Genomic DNA, 18,103 nt, shown 5'->3' on the forward strand with positions numbered 1-18,103 from the left:
CGGCTTCCAGCGCCTTCAGGCCGAGCCGGATCGGCGCGCGTGACAGATCGAGCGCATCCGCAAGCCGTTGCTCGATCAAACGATCGCCGGCCTTCATGCCGTCGCGCTTGGCAAGCGCCATGATCAGGCCGGCGATGTGCTCAGCGCGCTCGGAACCGCCTCTGCTCGAGGCGGGCTGTCGGGGGCTGTCGGAGGTGGTCATTGCAGTGCACACAGATTTTGAGCTTGACAGACTGTCCCATGGATTGTTCTTTAACGCAATAATATACAATCAAGTCCAGGGGAGCCCCAATGGTGCATGCGCCGGATGTCCTGATTTGCGAGGTCGGCCCGCGCGATGGCCTGCAAAATCTGGACGTGTTCGTTCCCACCGAAGCCAAATGCGCGCTGATCGATCTGATCGCCGCCGCCGGCATGCGCGAGATCGACGCAGGATCCTTCGTGCCGCCGAAGGTCGTGCGGCAATTCGCCGATGTCGATGTGGTGATGGCGCACGCACTCATGCACAAGACCGTGACCATCGGTGCACTCGTGCCGAACGTGAAGGGCGCCGAGCGCGCCATCGCCGCCGGTGTCAACACCATCTATTTCGTCATCTCTGCCAGCGAGACGCACAACCGCGCCAATGTGCGCCGCTCGATTGAAGAGCAGCTCGAGGGATTTCGCGCGGTCCGCGCCGCGATCGACGTCCAGCCCGTGGACCGCCGGCCGCACCTGATGGGCGCGATCTCCACCACCTTCGGATGCTCGCTGGAAGGCGAGGTGAGCGAAGCGGCTGTGTGCCGGGTTGCGCGCGCCTTTGCCGAAGCCGGTGCCGACGAGATTGGGCTCGCCGACACTGTCGGCTATGCAACCCCGAAACTGATCAGGCAGATCGTCGAAGCTGTCAGGCGCGAAGTCGGGTCGCAAATGACGCTGCGTCTGCATCTGCACGACACGCTCGGCGCCGGCCTTGCCAATGCCGTTGCCGGCCTCGAAGCCGGGATCCGGCGTTTCGACGCCGCGGTATCGGGGCTTGGTGGCTGCCCCTTTGCGCCCGGTGCCCGCGGTAACATCGTCACCGAGGATCTCGTGTTCATGCTCGAGCGGATGGGACTTTCCACCGGCATTGACCTGGATCGCCTGATGCAAACGCGCGAGATTCTTGCCCGCCATATCCTGGCAAAACATCTGACAGGGCATTTACACGAGGCCGGCATTCCCAAAGTGCTGCGGAGGGCGGCATGACGGCGGCTGTGCCCGAGACGACATCGGAGCTGCGTCCGCTGGCCGGCCTTCGTGTCATCGAGTTCAGCCAGATGGTGATGGGGCCGAGCTGCGGCTTGATCCTCGCCGATCTCGGCGCCGACGTGATCAAGGTGGAGCCGCCCAAGGGCGACCGCACCCGCTATTTCAAGGGTCCCGCTGCCGGCTTCTTCGCCACCTACAGCCGCAACAAGCGCAGCATCGCGCTGGATACGTCGACCGCGGAAGGCCAGAACATCGCGCGGCGGCTGATCGAGGACAGCGACGTCCTGATCGAGAATTTCCGGCCCGGCCTGCTGAAGCGGATCGGTCTCGACTACGAGTCGGTTGCCGCTTTTGCGCCACGCCTGATCTACTGCTCGCTCAAAGGCTATCTGCCGGGCCCATACGAGAATCGCCTCGCGCTCGACGAGGTCGTGCAGATGATGGGCGGCCTTGCCTACATGACCGGCCTGCCGGACCGGCCGATGCGCGCCGGGGCCTCGGTCAACGACATCATGGGCGGCATGTTCGGCGTGATCGCGATCCAGGCCGCGCTGGCCGAGCGGCAGCGCACCGGCCGCGGCCGCTACATCCAGAGCGCACTCTACGAGAACAACGTGTTCCTGATGGCGCAGGCCATGATGTGCGAGGTGGTCAGCGGCCAGCCCTCGATTCCCTATTCGATCAAGGACAGCCCCTGGCCGGTCTACGATCTCTTCGACACCAGGGACGGCTCGAAGCTGTTCGTCACCATCGTCGGTGAAGAGCAGTGGGAGGCGTTCTGCCGCGCCTTCGATCGCGAATCCTGGCTTGCCGATCCGCGCTTTGCGACGAGCAACGACCGCGTCGACCATCGCGGCTGGCTGATCCCCGAGATCGCGAAGATCTTCAAGCAATGGGACAAGGCCGATCTCGCCGCGCGCCTTGAGCAGCTCGATCTGCCCTACGCGCCGGTGAACAAGCCCGGCGATCTCTTCGACGACCCGCATCTGAACCAGTCGGGTGGGCTGACCAACATTTCCCTGCCTGATGGCGGCGAGGCAAAAACGCCGCTGTTGCCTATCTCCATGGACGGCCGCCGCCTGCCGAACCGCTGCGATCCGCCGCAGATCGGCGAGCAGACGCGCGAGATCCTGAGCGAGATCGGCGTTTCGTCGAACGAAATCGAAGCGCTGCTTAACGCAGGAACCATCCGGATTGCGCCTGGATCGTCCTGACGAACGGATTGATCAAACAAGAACCAAGGGAGGAGCACATGAACATCACCAGGCGCCACGCGCTGATCGCGGGCTCCACATGGGCCGGCGCATCGATGCTGCCCGGGCAGCTCCGCGCCGAGACCAAGCAGGTATCGCTCGCCTTCGGGCCGGTGTCGCCGGTCTACGCCATCGGCATGATTGCCGAGCTGAAGGGTTACTTCAGGGACGAAGGTCTCGACGCCAAGCTCGTCACCGGTAACGCCGGCACATTCGGTCGTCAGACGCTGGCAGCGGGACAAGCACTGTTCGCGCATGGCGATGCCAGCCATCCGCTCCAGCTCAGTGCGCGCGGCAAGCCCTGCAAGATCCTGCTCGCGACCGAGATGGTGTGCTCCTACGCCAACATCATGGTCCGGCAGGACCTTTACGACAGCGGTATCAATTCGGTCGAGAAGCTCGCGGGCTACAAACGGCCTGACGGCGCCAAGCCGATCGTCGCGGCCACCGCGATCGGGTCGGGCACCTGGGTGTTCGGCACCTATGTGTTCGAAACGCGCGGGCTCGGCGACAGGGTGAACTGGGTCGCTGGCGGCGGGCCCAACACGATGTTTCCCTCGCTGCAGACCAAGCAGTTCGACGCCATCATGGCGCCGCCAAGCTGGATCGTCGAGGTCGAGAAGAAGGGCTTTGGCAGGACGATCTACGACACCTCCAAGCCCGGCATATTCGGGAAGGATTTCGGCGGGGCGCTGCCCGTGCTCGTGATCTACACGCTCCAGGACACGATCGAGCAGGATAAGGCCATGGTGCAGGCCTACGTCAACGCGATCCATCGCGCGATGGCGTTCGTGAAGGCGACGCCGCTCGCAGAGGTCCAAGCATTGGTCACGCCGAAATATTTCTCGGGCATCGACCCCGATGCGGTCAGCGCCGAGCTCGGCTTCGACAAGTCAACTTGGGCCTATGACGGTGTGATCGATAAGCCCTCGTTCGAACGCGGCGCCAAGCCCTGGTACCGCAAGGGAACGGACATTCCCGAGACGAAATACGAGGACGTCGTCGACATGAGCTTCCTCCAGGCAGCCAGGGCGAAATACAAATGATCGCCGCGCCAGGCCCAGGCCTCACGCTCGCGCGAGACGAGAATGAAAGAGTGGCGGCGCGCATCCGCATTGCGGTGCAAGGTCTCGCCAAACGCTTCAGCGCGTCCGGCCGTGAGTTCGTGGCGGTCGATGACGTTTCCTTCGAGGTCAAGCAGGGCGAATTCGTCGCGCTGCTCGGTCCATCCGGCTGCGGCAAGAGCACCATCCTCAATATGGTCGCGGGGTTGTTGCCGCGCTCAGGCGGACGCATCCTGATCGATGAGGAGACGGTCGAGACCGGCAAGGTCAACCCCAGGGTCGGCTATGTCTTCCAGCGCGACACGCTGTTTCCCTGGCGAACCGTGGAGCGGAACATCGGCTATGGGCTGGAGATCGCGGGGTTGCCAAGGACCGAGCGCGCCGTGCGCGTCGCTTCGGCTGTCGAGAAGGCCGGGCTCGCCGGTTTTGCGCAGAGCTTTCCCCGCACGCTGTCCGGCGGCATGCGCCAGCGCGTCGCCTTGATGCGCACGCTGATCCTGGAGCCCGAGATCCTGCTGATGGACGAGCCATTCGGCGCGCTCGATTCCCACACCAAGCTGGAGATGCACAAGACGCTGCTGGAGATCTGGGAGCGCGAGCGGCAGACTGTTCTGTTCGTGACGCATGATCTCGGCGAAGCCTTGACGCTAGCGAGCCGCATCATCCTGCTCTCGGCGCGGCCCGGGCGGCTCAAGGAAGATTTCGACGTCGCCATCCCGCGGCCGCGCGATCCTGTGGCCGTGCGCGAGACAGCCGAATTCGGCCGTCTCTACTCCCACATCTGGCATTCCCTCGGCGAGGAATTCCGCCGCACCAAGGCCGACTGACCATGACCAGCAGCCGTACCGTTATCCTGTTCTGGCAACTGGCCATCCTCGCATTCGTTCTCGTCGTTTGGCAGTGGGGCTTTGAATGGAGCAAGGCGCTGTTGCCAAAGGCCTATGTGCCGAAAATCCTCGATCCGTATTTCGTCGCCAAACCATCGCTGATCTGGCAGAGCTTCCTGCGGCTCGGCTGCTTTGCCGATTCCGCCGGCTTTGCCGCCTGCATCAAGGGCAACGACAACAATTTGTGGCTCGCCACGCTCGTAACGCTTAAGAACACCTGGTGGGGATTTCTGTTCGGATCGGCGAGCGGAATCGCGGCTGGCCTGGTTCTCGGCCGCTCGGATTGTCTTGCCCGCGTATTCGGGCCCTACGTCGTGGCGCTCAACTCGATACCGCGCATCGCGCTGGTGCCACTCGTCATCCTGATCTTCGGCCTCGGCGATCTCTCCAAGATTGCCACTGCATGGCTCGTTGTTTTCTTCGTGGTGTTCTTCAACACCTTTGAGGGAACACGTGCGGTTGACCGCGACCAGATCGCCGCCGCCCGTCTGCTGGGCGCTAGCGAGTTCGCCGTGCTGCGCACGGTCGTGATCCCTTCCGCACTGGCCTGGGTGTTCGCTTCGCTGTTGCCGGCCGTGTCTTTTGCGCTGATCGGCGTCATCGTCGGCGAGTTCATCGGCGCCGAGCGCGGGCTGGGCAAGCTCATCATCGAAGCCGAGGCGCGCGCCAACGCCAGCGAGATGATGGTCGCCATCTTCGTCATGATGTTCGTCGGAATCCTGCTGGCGATCGCGGTGCGCTCGCTGCAGTCCTATCTGCTGCGCTGGCAGCCCCAATTTGAGCACTCAACATGAGTCTGGACATCGGTTCGCTCTCTGGCCGCCACAACATGTTCCTTGAATGGGCACACACTGCCTTTGCATCGCGGCCCGACCGCTCAGCGGACTTGCACCGGGCCTCGACCATCTCGCGCCTGTGCTACTCGGCCGATGAGAGCAGCTGTCGCGCGCTTCCCGAAAAGTCTCCTATGATGCTGCTCGATTAGGCCGCGTCACGTGACATGCTCGCCGCAGCGAAGGGGTGTGCCGAGTTCCGGCCAACTATAGTCTCCAAGTCCCACCGCAACGTGTCCGCCGAGCTCGATCGAGACTGCAGCCGGAAAGCCGGACCCATGGGATTTCCGATCTTGTTGCATACCGTCCACTCGATCGGCGTCTTCGAAAGGAAATTGAGATGAGCCATCAAGTCCTTGATCGTGCCCGGATTGAACTGACGGCGTAGTGCAAGTCGAGTCGATTGGTATTGAGCAGGCAGTCAGGATCGATTATGACGCGCTCGACAGGCATCTGCGATGGAAGACAGAGATGCGAGACCATCTGGGGGAACGATCTATGACCAAGCAGTATCTCGGCCCCGTTGTGGCGGCAGCCACGCTTTTCGGCGCCGCTATTGCCCATGCCCAGCCAGTACATGACGTATTCTACTGGATTGGCGAGATGAACAAGGCTTCGGCGGTCATGGTTGTTGACACCAAGATCGTGGAGCGGGATCTAGGCCGCAAGATTGCCGCAGCTGTCGCGAAGGTGATCCACGACGGCGACCAGCCGGGCGCATCCCGCCCTGATGATTACCTGCGCGTCGAACCCATGTTAATAGCGGCCGAAGGGCCCGACGTGACGCGGCTGCACTCGGGCCGCAGTCGTCAGGACATGTATTCCACATGGCAACGGCTGGTGTTGCGAGAAACGTACCTTGAGAGTGCGGCGAGCCTGAACGACTACCGCGCCGCGCTGCTGAACCTTGCCCGGACTGCGCCGGATGCCATCATGCCGGCCTTCACGATGGGTGTCCAGGCGCAGCCGATTACGTTGGGCCATTACATCTCGGGCTATCTGGGAGCGCTCGAGCGACAGGCCCAGCGCATCAAGGAAAGCTATGCACGCCTCAATCTCTCGCCGCTTGGCGCAGCGGCAGTCGGCACATCGAGCTTTCCCATCGATCGCAGCCAGCTCGCCACCCTCCTTGGCTTTGACGGTCCAATAGAGAATTCGTTCGATGCGAATCATGTCTCGCCATTCGACCTCGACGTAGAGGTCACGGGGCTGGCAACCGCCTCCGCAATAACCAGTGGGGCGCTGATGGCAGACCTCTTGGACCAATATCGGCAGATCCGGCCGTGGTTCCTGCTGGCGCCCAGTGAGACGACCCCAAGCAGCATCATGCCGCAAAAGCGGAATCCATTCCCCATGTTGCTCGCCCGCGAGCAGGCCACCCGGACTTTGGGGTTGGCTCACAGTGCGGTCATGCTGGCGCACAATATCGGGCCGGGCGTCATCGAATATCGTGGCGATGCTGCAAACAACGCGGTGCGTGAGGCCACGCAGCTACAGGCTGCCATGGCGAGGCTGGTTCGAACCCTGCGCTTCGATGCGTCCCGCGCGCTCGAGGAGGTGAATAGTGACTATGCGACCACGACTGAGTTGGCCGACGTGTTGCAGCGAGAGGCCGACGTCCCATTCCGCGTCGGCCACCATTTTGCGTCCGAACTCGTGAATTTCGGACGTGATCACGGCCTGCACGCGGCCGAGCTGCCTTATCAGGATGCAAGGCAAATCTTCGCGCGGTCGACCAAGGATCTCCTTGGTCAAGAGGCTACCTTTCCGCTTTCGGAGGCTCGCTTCCGGGAAGTCCTGACACCCGAGAACATGGTTCGCTCTAGCCGCGGCCTAGGTGGCCCGCAGCCCGCGGAAGTGGTCCGCGTGCTCGCGGCCCAGGAAGCACAACTCACTGCCGATAAGAACTGGTTCGAAGGGCGGGGTGCAGCTCTCGCGAAGGCGTCCGCGGAGCTGGATAAGGCATTCAACCATCTTAGAGATTAAAGCGTTCCAAACTCGCCGTGGGAGCTGCGTTTGTCGTTCAACTTGATCCGCAGCTTATGGTACCGAGCCAAGTGCAGCCTCGTCGGATGCCCAATGACCGCACCGGTCCCGCTGGAGCCGAGGAATCCGGCACGCAGTACAAGGCAAGCGTCGAACCTGCACATCGACGTCTAAATCGAACTTGAGCCGGGCATGAACGGTGCGCTCTTGGAAATCATCTTTTTGACGAAGGATGGTCCGGGACAGTATCAGGCCATCGCTCGGGAATTCCCTTAAATCTTCGTTCTGTTATTCCCGATGCGGCGAACGCGTTGTCGCAAACCGGTTCGGCGCGAATATCTCCAGGCGCTTTTTTGCATGTCGAGCGATCCGAGGCTTCATGGATCGGGCCACTGCAATTCGCTGCCTGCGAACGTTTGGATCATGAGCTCAGTTGCACGCTGCGTTGAGTGTTCCAGCCACAGCCGTTCGAGCGGTCGGTGGTTATATCACTGCCGATCGCAGCGATCGGCGGAAAACTCGGAGAGCTGAAAGTGGCAAGGAGCAACAAACGTGTCGCCGTCACCGGCGGCCACGGCAAAATCGGCAGGACCTTGGTTCCATATCTGCGCAAGCAGGGCTACGACGTGTTCGTCATCGATCGCGATGGACCGGAGAGCCTTGAGGAGCCGATGATGGTGGCCGACCTGACGGACTTCGGTCAAGCGCTTGACGCGCTTTCGTCCGTCGGCAAGGACGTTTACGCTCGCCCCGAGCGCCACGCGTTCGATGTGGTGGTGCACCTCGCCAGTATGCCGCACCCCCGCATGATCCCGGACGGCGACGAGTTCCGACTGAATATGATGGCGACGTTTAACGTGTTCGAGGCGTGCCGACGACAAGGTATCAAAGACATCGTGTGGACGGCCAGCGAGGTTGGTACCGGCGTGCCGTACGACAGGACCAACGCACCGTACGTTCCGGTCGACGAAAATTACCCGATGCGAGGCTACAACGTCTATTCGCTGACCAAAGTCCTCGGCGAGGAAATGGCGCGGCAATTCTGCCTGAACGATCCGGAAATGCGCATCACGTGCCTGCGCCTGAGCAACGTGATGAATCCTGAAGAATACCGACGCTTCGATTCTTGGCAGGAAGAGCCGACCCAGCGTCTTTGGAATTTCTGGACCTATGTCGACAATCGTGACGTCGCGCAGGCGATCGCTAAGGCTATCGAATACGACGTCCGCGGCAAGGACGAGTTCTTCATCACAAATGATGAAACCGTGATGCGGACACCGACGGAACAACTGCTGAACAAGTATTTCCAGAATGTCGAGCGGCGGAAGAAATTTCAGGGCAACGAGGTCGTTCTGTCCAACGAGAAAGCTAAGCGGGTGCTGGGCTACAAGCCTGAGCATCGCTGGACTAACAAAAGCTGAGGGCGAGAGCTGCCGCGCGAGCCGGTCATCATCGAAGCCCGTCATTGAGTACGGCAGTGGGCGACAGAGCCGCTCACGCTTGAGGAGATTGGAGATGCGGCGTCGCGTGCCTGCGAGGCCAGCTGCAAGCATCATCCTTCCCTTTCCCGCGGCGGGGCGAGCAAGACTCGGGATTGCGGTTGGCCGGGCCGGGACTGCCGGCTTACGCCTTGGCCATTGTCGTAATCGGCAGTCTGCCGCGTGCGGTGGGATGTCGCGACTGTCGCGCAGACAGGGAGTTGACAACGTTATGAGAAATCACGTGATAACGGCGCCCCGCGGACTTGCGGCGGCGCAAGCCGTGCTCGGGTTGGGCGGCTTGTTCATAGGCACAGGCGAGTTCGCCGCCATGGGATTGTTGCCCGGCATGGCCGGGTCTGTCGGCGTTTCGATACCTCACGCGGGCCATCTCATCAGCGCTTACGCGCTGGGCGTGGTCGTTGGTTCTCCATTACTTGCCGTGCTCACGGCTCAAATGGAGCGACGGACCCTGCTGATGTTGCTTGCTTCGATCGTCCTGCTCGGTAACGCTGCGTCTGCATTAGCCCCAGAGTTCTTCGGCCTGGCCGCGGCGAGATTTCTCGCCGGCCTCCCGCACGGAGCCTACTATGGTACTGCCTCCATCGTGGCAGCGGCTATGGTTCCGCCGTCAAATCGGGCCCAGGCGATCGGTCGCGTCATGCTCGGTCTCGCGGCCGCCAACCTCCTCGGCGTGCCGATCGCCACGTGGCTAGGCCAGGCTTTCGGTTGGCGCTCGGCCTTCGCGGTGGTCGCCCTCGGCGGCTTGGCGGTGTTCGGCCTGCTGCGCGTATTCATCCCCACCGTCGTCGCCGACGAGCAGGCCAGCCCCCGACGCGAACTTTCCGCTTTCGGCAGCCTGCAGATCTGGCTGACACTTGGGGTCGCGACGATCGGCTTCGGCGGCATGTTCGCGGTTTATAGCTACATCACTCCGACGCTGACCGAGGTAGCGGGTGTCGCCGCCGCGGACGTCCCGATTTTCATGGCGCTCTGGGGAGTGGGCATGATAGTCGGCAACGTCGCCGGCGGATGGCTCGCTGATCGTGCGCTGATCCGATCAATCTTCGGCATCATCGTCTGGAACGTGGTTTTCCTTGCCGGCTTCACGCCGGCGGTCAAGGCCGGACCTACCGCGGTTGGCGCCGCGCTCTTCTTGATCGGCATCGGATTCGCCCTGGTGCCTGCCCTGCAGGCGCGCCTCATGGATGTCGCGCGGCATGCGCAATCGCTGGCTGCAGCCATGAATCACTCCGCGTTCAACCTATCCAACGCTATTGGAGCTTGGATGGGAGGAATAGCTATCACCACCGGCTACGGCTGGTCATCGACCGGTCTCGTCGGTTCGGCGCTCGCAGCCGCGGGGCTGATACTGATGGTCATAGCTGCCTTGCTTACGCGGCCCTCCGCAGGCGCGAGAGTCAGTCAGGCGGCCGAACGCCGGGCGGCCTAGGAGCGGCACTTTCCGAACTCAAGCAAGGAGCCACCGACATGAACGATAGAGATCAAAGGCCGCCATTGTTTGCCGAAGGCAATGTCGCGGTTGTCACCGGCGCGGCCAGCGGAATCGGCCGTGCAGCGGCGGAACGGTTTGCCGCGCTCGGCATGAGACTCGTGCTGTTCGACCAGGACGAGGATACATTGGCGCGCGTCGCGAGCGGCCTCCGAGCCGACGTCCGGCACCTAGCCGGCAACGTCGCCCGGTTCGAAGATCTGGAGCGCTTGCGCGACCTAGCCATCGGCACCTTCGGCAAGGTCTCGGTGTTGATGAACAATGCCGCGATTGGCGGTCGTGAGGACGGCAACTGGACTGGGCTGAGCGATTGGCGCCGGATCATCGAGGTCAACCTCTGGGGCGTTGTGAACGGCGTGCACGCCTTCACCGAGGCAATGCTGGCCCAGCATTCGCGCGGCGCGATCATCAATACCGGTTCCAAGCAGGGCATCACCAATCCGCCGGGCTTTCCCGCCTACAACGTCGCCAAGTCCGGCGTGAAGACCTTGACGGAGCAACTGGCTCACGGTCTGCGCGGAAAGGGTGACGCCGTGACGGCCCATCTTCTTGTTCCTGGCTGGACCTATACAGGCATGACCCACGCGCCAGACGGCAAGCAGCCGGCTGGCACGTGGACGGCGGGACAAGTGATCGAACTGATGATGCCTCGCGTCGAAGTCGGTGACTTCTACGTGATCTGTCCGGACGGCGCGGTCACGCCGGAACTCGACGCCGCACGCATTCTGTGGAGCGCGACCGACATGACGGAGAACCGCCCCGCCCTGTCGCGCTGGCATCCTGATTGGGAGACGCGCTTCGACGATTTTGTATCCAAGGAGACCGGCGCATGAAGCCTTACGTGATCTGCCACATGATGGGCCCCCTTGACGGTCAACTTCTTGTCGAGCAGTGGACCGCGTCGACCGGACTATCCTTCGACGCGTTGATCGCCGAATACGACCGTGTGCACGAACAGTTGGGCGCAGACGCATGGATCGCCGGCCGGGCCGTCGGAGCTGAATTCGCCGACGGCAAGCCGCATCCGCCAATTAACGCGACCGCCGTCGAGCGGCCGGTCCACGTGGCGCGCAGCGGCGCCGAGGAATATGCGGTTTTGATCGACCCCGGCGGCAAGCTTCACTGGACCGGACCGATGACCTATGACGCGGCAACGATCGTGCTTTTGGGAGGCAACGTTCCGGACGCCCATTTGGCCGAGCTCGCTTGCGACGGCATCTCCTATGTCGTCGCAGAAGGTGAAAAGATCGACCTCGACCATGCACTTTCGACACTAAACGCAAGGTTCGGAATTGCGCGGCTGCTTCTCGAGGGCGGCGCCCACACGAACGCAGAATTCCTCGAAGCTGGCCTTGTTGACGAGATCAGCCTGCTCCTTTTCCCGGCTATTTGCGGCCGGACCGGTAGTCAGACGCTGTTCGGGGCACGGCGGGACGGACTTGGCGATCGGCTGCGACTTTCAGCGATCTCGACGGCGGTACGACAGGCCGGTGCCGTGCATCTCCGTTACAAGGTGGAGTACCCCTGGAAAAGCCACTGACGCCTCCCGAGCGCGAAGTCACCTGACTTCATCCTTCAAGAAGGAAATCAGGGCGCGAAGCGCGCTCGGCACCTGCCTACGGCTGTTGTAGTAGATGTGGAAGGCAGGGCCAAACGAGCTCCACTTCGGCAGCACTTCCTTCAGCGCTCCGGATTTGAGTTGATCCTGGACGCGCCTTTCCAAGCAATAAGCGATGCCGCCACCGTTCTCTGCGAGTTCGATCGCGAGCGCCGTCTCGTTGACGACGATCGCCCAGTCCACGGAAATCTCCATACGCTCGGAGCCTCTCTCAAGCTCCCAGTGGTACATTGCTCCCCTACCCGTCCGCAAGCCAATGCATTCATGGGAAGACAAGTCAGACGGATGCTTAAGTCGCGGCCTCCGCGCCAGATAATCTGGTGAGGCGATCATGACCCAGCGCAGGTCGGCTCCGATCGGGACGGCGATCATCTCCTCGGGAACAGACCCTCCGAAGCGAATGCCGGCATCGAAGCTGCCGTCAACGATATCGACGAACTCGTCCTGGACGACGATCTCAAGATTCACCTGCGGGTAATTCGCCATGAAACTGGCGAGGTTCGGTCCAAAGGCAAGTCGCGCCGCATCGCTCAGTACATTGACCCGCAGGCGTCCGGATGGCGTGTCCTTGTGGAGGTTGAGGTTCTCGATGCCGCTCTCGATCGCCTCGAAGCCGGTCTCCAGGCTCGCCAGCAGCATCTCGCCCGCTTCGGTGAGCGTGACGCTTCGATTCGTGCGGTTGGCCAAGCGGACGCCAAGCCTTGTCTCGAGTCCGCGCAGCGCATGGCTGAGCGCTGATGCGGAGACGTCGAGTTCGAGCGCGGCGCGTCGGAAGCCACCGGCTCTGGCGATCGTCCGGAACAAGTTCAGGTCGCCGAGGTCGGAGCGCGTGAGCGTGAGACGTGCCATGATCGTTCTATGGTCGCAGCTCTGTTCAAGGCAACCGCGCACTGCGTTGAACCAACCTCATGGATCAACGACACGCAGACGCGACGCGTGGCTCTCTCGTTGAAGTATTTTCCTGAGTCTTGCCCAGGGCCGAGCTTTCATGCATATTCTTCTCGTCGGGCAGTGCCGTCCGCTCTGCGAGAGTTCTTGGATGACCTCAAGCGTTTAAGACAGGTTGTCGACGGAACGGCCACGCTCCGCTCCCCATGCGATTGACCGGCTGTGAGCCGAAGCCCCGACGTCATCGGCGGAGACCAGTCACTTCTCATCACTTCTGAGGTCTGCATCTTTCCAGGGCCGCATAGATGTATTCGTGCTAATCGACCAAAATGACTCTTATGTCGTTCACATTGGTTAGCGTTGGACCTGTCTCTAGCAAGTCGCCGGTCGCTGCAAAGAACGCGCTGGCGTTATTTGCGGCGAGAAAGTGTTGAGCTTCGAGCCCAAGCGAGTTCATCCTACTGAACGTTCGCTCGTCTACAATGGCGCCTGCTGGGTCGGACGCCGCACCGCCGCCGCCGTCGGCACCGTCAGTATCAGCGGCGATCGCCGCAATTCCCGTGATATTCTTTAGCGAGTTGGTTAGTGAGAGCGCATACTCCTGATTGGGGCCGCCACGCCCATTTCCGCGCACTTTAACCGTGAGCTCACCGCCCGACAATATAGCGACCCGTCGTCCGCTTCGGCGCGCCTCTAGCGCGAGATTCGCTTGCGCGGCAGCCACTGCGCACGCTTCGCCTTCGACGTCGGCACCAAGATCCATGATCTCGTAGCCGGCGCCCTTGGCTTGGACTATCGCCGCATCAAGCGAAGCCCTGGGTCTTGCAATCAATGCAAAGCGCGCACGGTCGAAGCATGGATCGTTAGGCTTACAACTCTCGTTCTTCGGATTCTGCAAGGCTCGCCGAATTCCATCAGCTACCTGCAACTCGTACTTGTTGACGATTGCACTTGCGTCCGCCAGGCTTGTCGAATCCGGCACGGTTGGGCCGGATGCGATCGCAGACGGATCATCGTGCGGGACGTCGGAGATGGCTAGTGTGATGATCTCTGCGAGCTTCCCTGCCCGGGCGAGGTGCCCACCTTTGATACGGGACAAGTGCCTCCGGACAATATTGATTTCATCGATAGGAGCGCCGGAGCGCAATAGAGCCCTCGTCAGTTGCTGCTTCTCGGCGAAGGTAATGCCATCGGCGGGTGCTACCCAATTCGCCGAACCACCACCGGACAACAGCACGAGTAAGAGATCTTCGGGCCGTGCACTGCTTGCAAGCTGAAGCGCCTTATCGGCGCTCGCCAGCCCTGCTTCGTCGGGTATTGGGTGACCGACCTCGACGACCCTGATGCGCCGCGTAGACACGGCATGGCCATGCCGTGTCGTTGCGATGCCTGTCAATCGATGCGGATCAAGCCGCAATTCATCAAGATAGTATCGTTCGGCGGTGGCTGCCATAGCTGCGGCAGCTTTGCCGGCCGAAAGGCAGATTACGCGACCTTTCGGCTCTTTCGGAAGATGGGGAGCGAGCACAACACGTGGATCCGCGGCAGCAACGGCTACATCGAACATGGCACGGAGAAGCACACGCCGGTCGGTCATCTCAAGATATGCTCATTATTTCTTCGAATCGAGAACCAGGGCCGGCCTCACGGAGAGCGCTCGCGCGCCGGCCGGCCCCTCGATTCGCGTCTGCTAGTCGTCACCCACTTGGACGCTGAACTCGCCAGAACGTAAGCGAACGCTTGCTGGTCATTGTGATCGACATAGCGCCGGCCTCGTGAGTACAAGGATTGATGCCGGCAGCCCTAGAGAGAGGACATGTGCATTGGTTCTGGATAGTACCTAAAGCCGTCGCCGTCCTTTCCCACGTGACCGACCCCAGGCCACGGGAAATGATAGGACATGAATGGCGTCTTGTTGGCAGCCAACATCTCCAAGACTCTGACACGTGATTTTGCCGACAACTTCGGATCAGTGTCAAAAGCAAACTCCATCCTGGGCTTCTCGAACAAGAGCACGGGATGATGGGTCAGGTCTCCGCCATAGCAGAACGATTTGCCTGCTGACTCGATCATGAAGCAGTGATGCCCCAGAGTATGACCGGGCGCAGCAATAGCGTGTACCCCTGGAAGGAACTGCTCTCCATCCTTGAAGAACACGATCCGGTCGCGCACCGGCGCCAGATTGTGGATTGCCGCCTTCACCAAGCCGTCGATGTCGCTGCCAAGTTTGCCCTCGTCGGTCCAAAAATCGTAGTCAGCCTGGCTGATGTAGATCTGGGCGTTCGGAAACGTCGGTTTTTCGTCGTCGCCCCAAATGCCACCGACGTGATCCCAGTGAGCGTGAGAGCACACGACCGCATCGATATCCTCGAGCGCAATCCCAGCTGCGGCAAGACTGCTCTTCAAACGACCGGTCGTAGGGCCGAACTGTTTGAGCGATCCCATACCCGTGTCGAATAGCACCAGTTTGTTTCCGAAATTGACGACCGGGGCATTTTGCTCGAGAACAACGTCGTCAGTCGGGAGGAAGCTCTTGTCGAGCATCTTCACGACTTCTTCCTTTGGTACGCCCAGAAAGCTCTCGCGTGGGTCACCAAGCGGAAGCGGGCCGTCGGACACGACGGTCACCTGCGCTTCACCGAGTGCGAAGCGATAGTAGGGCGGAGCCTGCCTGTCTGACTTGGCTTCCTTGGTCTCGCCGGGCGTAGCGGCCAGTCCCGCTAGCATCGCTCCGCCGATCCCACTTGCGGCTCCCTTGACGAGATCGCGGCGGCTGACTTGCAAGTGGTTAGATATTGATCCCATTTTGTCCCCTCCCACAGGAACTGTGTTTGCATCTTGAAGATTATGCTTAGGCCCGGTGAGGCGATTTCAGAAGTCGCAGGTTGGAGCGATTGAGACCGCATATAAAGGCGATCCGAACGCTCGCCTTCTCGACCCGGCTTTGCGATGCACTCGACAACAAAGGCTAATGCTGCTCTACGATTTCAGACAAGCGAATTAGTTCATTCGATAGATGAGTTAGTTTCAACTTACGGGCGCGATCGGGTTCAGCTGATCGCTCGCCGACGCAATGCGACGATGCGGGGAGATGAGCCAAAGAGGGTGAATACTATGCGCGGGTGACTTGCACCAGGACTAACCGTACCGCAGTCCGGCAAGTCCGACCGGATAAGCTCGGCATCCTCCGGCCCAGATGGGGCCGGACGATCAGCAAAATAGGCCGATTACAAGGGAGCCGGGCTTGTTATGCAGATCCGCGCATCAGCTTCATGAACTTCATCAGATAGCAGCCAGCAAACTGCTTTCCAACCTGAACTTGCCAATCAGGGATACGAATTGGCGACCATCGGTCGTGCGGGCCACGGCTATATCCAACTTGCAATCTCGCGAAACTCGTTCCTCCGAGGGTGAGTCCGCGCGCTAAACGGCGATCATACCGCCGTCAACCACCAGTTCGGATCCCGTCATGTAGCTGGACCCATCGGAGGCCAAAAACGTGAGCGCTGCGGCGACTTCAGCACATTCTCCGGGCCGTGCCATGACCGTACTTCCTAAAATGAGCCGTGTCTGATCCGGATCTGAGAAATAATCTTCGTTGAGCGGCGTCCTGATTGTTCCAGGATGAATTGAGTTTACTCTTATCCTATACTGCCACAGGTCGACAGCGACGGCCTTTGTCAACATGCGGATGGCGCCTTTCGTCGCACAGTAGCCGCTCATGCCGGGCATATTCGCGACGATGCCCGACACTGAGGAAACGTTGATAATTGAGCCGCCACCGGCCCGCCTCATGCTAGGAACGATTAGCTTGCATCCGAGGAACGTTCCGCCGACGTTCACGTCGTACAGTCTCTTGAAGTCAACGAGCGAGAGGCTCTCGATCGTCTTTCGGATCAGTATCCCTGCATTATTGACGAGGACATTGACGCATCCGAACGCGCGTTCTGCCTCCCTGATGACATTGGTCCATGACGATTCATCAACTACATCATGAGCGACGAAGATCGCTTTGCCGCCCGATGACGATATCTGGCTGGCGACACGAGCGCCGTTGTCGGTGTCAACGTCGGTCAGCACAACTGCCGCATGTTGCTTGGCAAACTCGCGGGCATGGACTTCCCCCATTCCCTTGGCAGCTCCGGTGACAATGGCAACTTTTCCTGCGAGCATCTTCCGATCTCCCGTCGTATGCAACCCGGCCGTCGCACGTTTTGCGCGCCGGTCAAATCCCTGTCGTGTTCAAGCACACGGCATAGATCGAAGTGCTTGCGGCCATGAACAATCGATTCTTGCGATGACCGCCGAAGCAGACGTTCGCGCAAGTCTCAGGAAGATGTATTTTGCCGATCAACGCGCCCTCTGCCGAATAGCAACGAACACCGTCCTCAGCAGGATCGGCCCATCCCATGCTGCACCAGATATTTCCGTGAATATCGACGCGAAGCCCGTCGGGAAAACCGGGAGCAAAGTCGTCTGCAAACACGGAGCCGTTTCTCAGGTGTCCATGAACTACATCGAACTGGCGGATATGGGAGGGGCCGCCGTCCGTGATGCCGCTGTCAACTATATAGAGCCGGGACTCGTCGGGAGACATCGCAAGGCCGTTTGGCCTCACGAAGTCATCAGCAACCACTTTCAACGAACCGCGCGGATCAAGTCTGTAGACCGCGCGGGGGAGCTCGGCTTCCTGCTTGACGCCTTCATAGTCGGTGTCGATCCCATATCCCGGGTCGGTGAACCAGATGGCTCCATCCGACGTTACGATGACGTCGTTGGGTGAGCTAAGACGTTTTTCCTCATAACGATCCGCGAGTACCGTTATGTTGCCGTCCAACTCCGTTCTGGTGACGCGCCTGATATGCTCACAACTCACGAGGCGACCAGCTCGGTCGCGGGTATGGCCATTGGCGTAGTTTGAAGGACTTCGGTATATTCCTAAATGTCCGTCAGACTCGAGCCATCGGTAGATGCGATTATTCGGGATATCGCTAAACAGAAGACTGCCGCTGTCGCCAAAATAAACCGGACCTTCAACCCAGCCGAAGCCGGTTGCAAGACGCTCAATCGGCGCATTGCCTATCTTGTACGTGAAGCGCCTATCCAGCACCTCGACGCCGTCGACCGGATACCGCGAGCTATTTTCAATGGGGCCGAGAACAAAACCCACGGCAGATTCTCCTCGCCCTAGGCTTCTCTCGAGCGGCCGCCAAACTTGTCGGCGCATACCGCCATCAGGATGATCGCGCCGATCACGACCTGATGCCAGAAGGTGTTGACGTTCAGGATATTGAGGCCGTTGCGCACGACGGCCATGAGAATTGCCCCGGCCGCAGTACCCAAGAGGGATGCC

At 60.8% G+C, this 18,103-nt stretch carries 15 protein-coding genes and 1 pseudogene; 10 read left to right on the forward strand and 6 right to left on the reverse strand.

Annotated features, from left to right (window positions below; genetic code table 11):
- Nucleotides 1-202 (reverse strand): annotated as a pseudogene (locus MOV75_RS07375) (hypothetical protein); the annotation flags it as partial.
- An 89-nt stretch (nt 203-291) separates the two neighbouring features.
- Here MOV75_RS07375 and MOV75_RS07380 point away from each other — a divergent pair.
- The 10 genes from MOV75_RS07380 (at nt 292) to MOV75_RS07425 (ending at nt 11,784) form a co-directional block, all read left to right on the forward strand.
- Nucleotides 292-1,227, forward strand: a complete 936-nt coding sequence (locus tag MOV75_RS07380) for a hydroxymethylglutaryl-CoA lyase (protein WP_247005283.1) — start codon at nt 292-294, stop codon at nt 1,225-1,227.
- Nucleotides 1,224-2,444 (forward strand): CaiB/BaiF CoA-transferase family protein, encoded by a 1,221-nt coding sequence (locus tag MOV75_RS07385; protein WP_247005284.1) that lies wholly within the window; start codon nt 1,224-1,226, stop codon nt 2,442-2,444. The genes MOV75_RS07380 and MOV75_RS07385 overlap by 4 nt, the downstream gene beginning before the upstream one ends.
- Before the next feature lie 38 nt (nt 2,445-2,482).
- Nucleotides 2,483-3,529 carry an ABC transporter substrate-binding protein gene (locus tag MOV75_RS07390; RefSeq protein WP_247005285.1) on the forward strand — a complete coding sequence of 349 codons (1,047 nt, stop codon included), beginning with the start codon at nt 2,483-2,485 and terminating at the stop codon, nt 3,527-3,529.
- Nucleotides 3,526-4,374, forward strand: coding sequence for an ABC transporter ATP-binding protein (locus tag MOV75_RS07395; protein ID WP_247005286.1), 849 nt, complete (start codon nt 3,526-3,528; stop codon nt 4,372-4,374). The genes MOV75_RS07390 and MOV75_RS07395 overlap by 4 nt, the downstream gene beginning before the upstream one ends.
- Before the next feature lie 2 nt (nt 4,375-4,376).
- Nucleotides 4,377-5,228 carry an ABC transporter permease gene (locus tag MOV75_RS07400; protein ID WP_247005287.1) on the forward strand — a complete coding sequence of 284 codons (852 nt, stop codon included), beginning with the start codon at nt 4,377-4,379 and terminating at the stop codon, nt 5,226-5,228.
- A gap of 537 nt (nt 5,229-5,765) precedes the next feature.
- Complete coding sequence (locus tag MOV75_RS07405) at nt 5,766-7,253, forward strand: lyase family protein (protein ID WP_247005288.1); 1,488 nt, start codon at nt 5,766-5,768, stop codon at nt 7,251-7,253.
- Between the two features lie 449 nt (nt 7,254-7,702).
- Nucleotides 7,703-8,674: an NAD(P)-dependent oxidoreductase gene (locus MOV75_RS07410; RefSeq protein ID WP_247005289.1), complete on the forward strand. Its 972-nt coding sequence runs from the start codon at nt 7,703-7,705 to the stop codon at nt 8,672-8,674.
- A gap of 301 nt (nt 8,675-8,975) precedes the next feature.
- Nucleotides 8,976-10,184, forward strand: a complete 1,209-nt coding sequence (locus MOV75_RS07415) for an MFS transporter (protein WP_247005290.1) — start codon at nt 8,976-8,978, stop codon at nt 10,182-10,184.
- A gap of 65 nt (nt 10,185-10,249) precedes the next feature.
- On the forward strand, nt 10,250-11,077 hold the full coding sequence (locus tag MOV75_RS07420; protein WP_247005291.1) for an SDR family oxidoreductase: 828 nt from the start codon (nt 10,250-10,252) through the stop codon (nt 11,075-11,077).
- Nucleotides 11,074-11,784 carry a dihydrofolate reductase family protein gene (locus tag MOV75_RS07425; protein WP_247005292.1) on the forward strand — a complete coding sequence of 237 codons (711 nt, stop codon included), beginning with the start codon at nt 11,074-11,076 and terminating at the stop codon, nt 11,782-11,784. Before MOV75_RS07420 ends, MOV75_RS07425 begins: the two co-directional genes overlap by 4 nt.
- An 18-nt stretch (nt 11,785-11,802) precedes the next feature.
- Here the strand turns inward: MOV75_RS07425 and MOV75_RS07430 are convergent, their stop codons facing one another.
- The 5 genes from MOV75_RS07430 to MOV75_RS07450 form a co-directional block, all read right to left on the reverse strand.
- A complete protein-coding gene (locus MOV75_RS07430; protein ID WP_247005293.1) occupies nt 11,803-12,711 on the reverse strand; it encodes a LysR family transcriptional regulator in 909 nt (302 codons plus the stop codon).
- A 355-nt stretch (nt 12,712-13,066) separates the two neighbouring features.
- Nucleotides 13,067-14,347 carry a glycerate kinase gene (locus MOV75_RS07435; RefSeq protein ID WP_247005294.1) on the reverse strand — a complete coding sequence of 427 codons (1,281 nt, stop codon included), beginning with the start codon at nt 14,345-14,347 and terminating at the stop codon, nt 13,067-13,069.
- A 206-nt stretch (nt 14,348-14,553) separates the two neighbouring features.
- Entirely contained in the window at nt 14,554-15,555 is a 1,002-nt protein-coding gene (locus MOV75_RS07440; protein WP_247005295.1) for an MBL fold metallo-hydrolase, read from the reverse strand.
- A 618-nt stretch (nt 15,556-16,173) separates the two neighbouring features.
- Nucleotides 16,174-16,923, reverse strand: coding sequence for an SDR family NAD(P)-dependent oxidoreductase (locus MOV75_RS07445; protein ID WP_247005296.1), 750 nt, complete (start codon nt 16,921-16,923; stop codon nt 16,174-16,176).
- A 52-nt stretch (nt 16,924-16,975) separates the two neighbouring features.
- Nucleotides 16,976-17,920: an SMP-30/gluconolactonase/LRE family protein gene (locus tag MOV75_RS07450; protein WP_247005297.1), complete on the reverse strand. Its 945-nt coding sequence runs from the start codon at nt 17,918-17,920 to the stop codon at nt 16,976-16,978.
- Nucleotides 17,921-18,103 lie beyond the last annotated feature (183 nt).

It is taken from the genome of Bradyrhizobium sp. PRIMUS42, from assembly GCF_023006515.1.
In the GTDB taxonomy this organism is placed as follows: domain Bacteria; phylum Pseudomonadota; class Alphaproteobacteria; order Rhizobiales; family Xanthobacteraceae; genus Bradyrhizobium.

Bases quoted from the DNA above. Each gene is read 5' to 3' on its own strand.
- MOV75_RS07400 (WP_247005287.1), top strand. From the start codon at position 4,377: ATGACCAGCAGCCGTACCGTTATCCTGTTCTGGCAACTGGCCATCCTC.
- MOV75_RS07440 (WP_247005295.1), bottom strand. From the start codon at position 15,555: ATGGGATCAATATCTAACCACTTGCAAGTCAGCCGCCGCGATCTCGTC.
- MOV75_RS07430 (WP_247005293.1), bottom strand. From the start codon at position 12,711: ATGGCACGTCTCACGCTCACGCGCTCCGACCTCGGCGACCTGAACTTG.
- MOV75_RS07385 (WP_247005284.1), top strand. From the start codon at position 1,224: ATGACGGCGGCTGTGCCCGAGACGACATCGGAGCTGCGTCCGCTGGCC.
- MOV75_RS07425 (WP_247005292.1), top strand. From the start codon at position 11,074: ATGAAGCCTTACGTGATCTGCCACATGATGGGCCCCCTTGACGGTCAA.
- MOV75_RS07405 (WP_247005288.1), top strand. From the start codon at position 5,766: ATGACCAAGCAGTATCTCGGCCCCGTTGTGGCGGCAGCCACGCTTTTC.
- MOV75_RS07380 (WP_247005283.1), top strand. From the start codon at position 292: ATGGTGCATGCGCCGGATGTCCTGATTTGCGAGGTCGGCCCGCGCGAT.
- MOV75_RS07435 (WP_247005294.1), bottom strand. From the start codon at position 14,347: ATGACCGACCGGCGTGTGCTTCTCCGTGCCATGTTCGATGTAGCCGTT.
- MOV75_RS07445 (WP_247005296.1), bottom strand. From the start codon at position 16,923: ATGCTCGCAGGAAAAGTTGCCATTGTCACCGGAGCTGCCAAGGGAATG.
- MOV75_RS07390 (WP_247005285.1), top strand. From the start codon at position 2,483: ATGAACATCACCAGGCGCCACGCGCTGATCGCGGGCTCCACATGGGCC.
- MOV75_RS07395 (WP_247005286.1), top strand. From the start codon at position 3,526: ATGATCGCCGCGCCAGGCCCAGGCCTCACGCTCGCGCGAGACGAGAAT.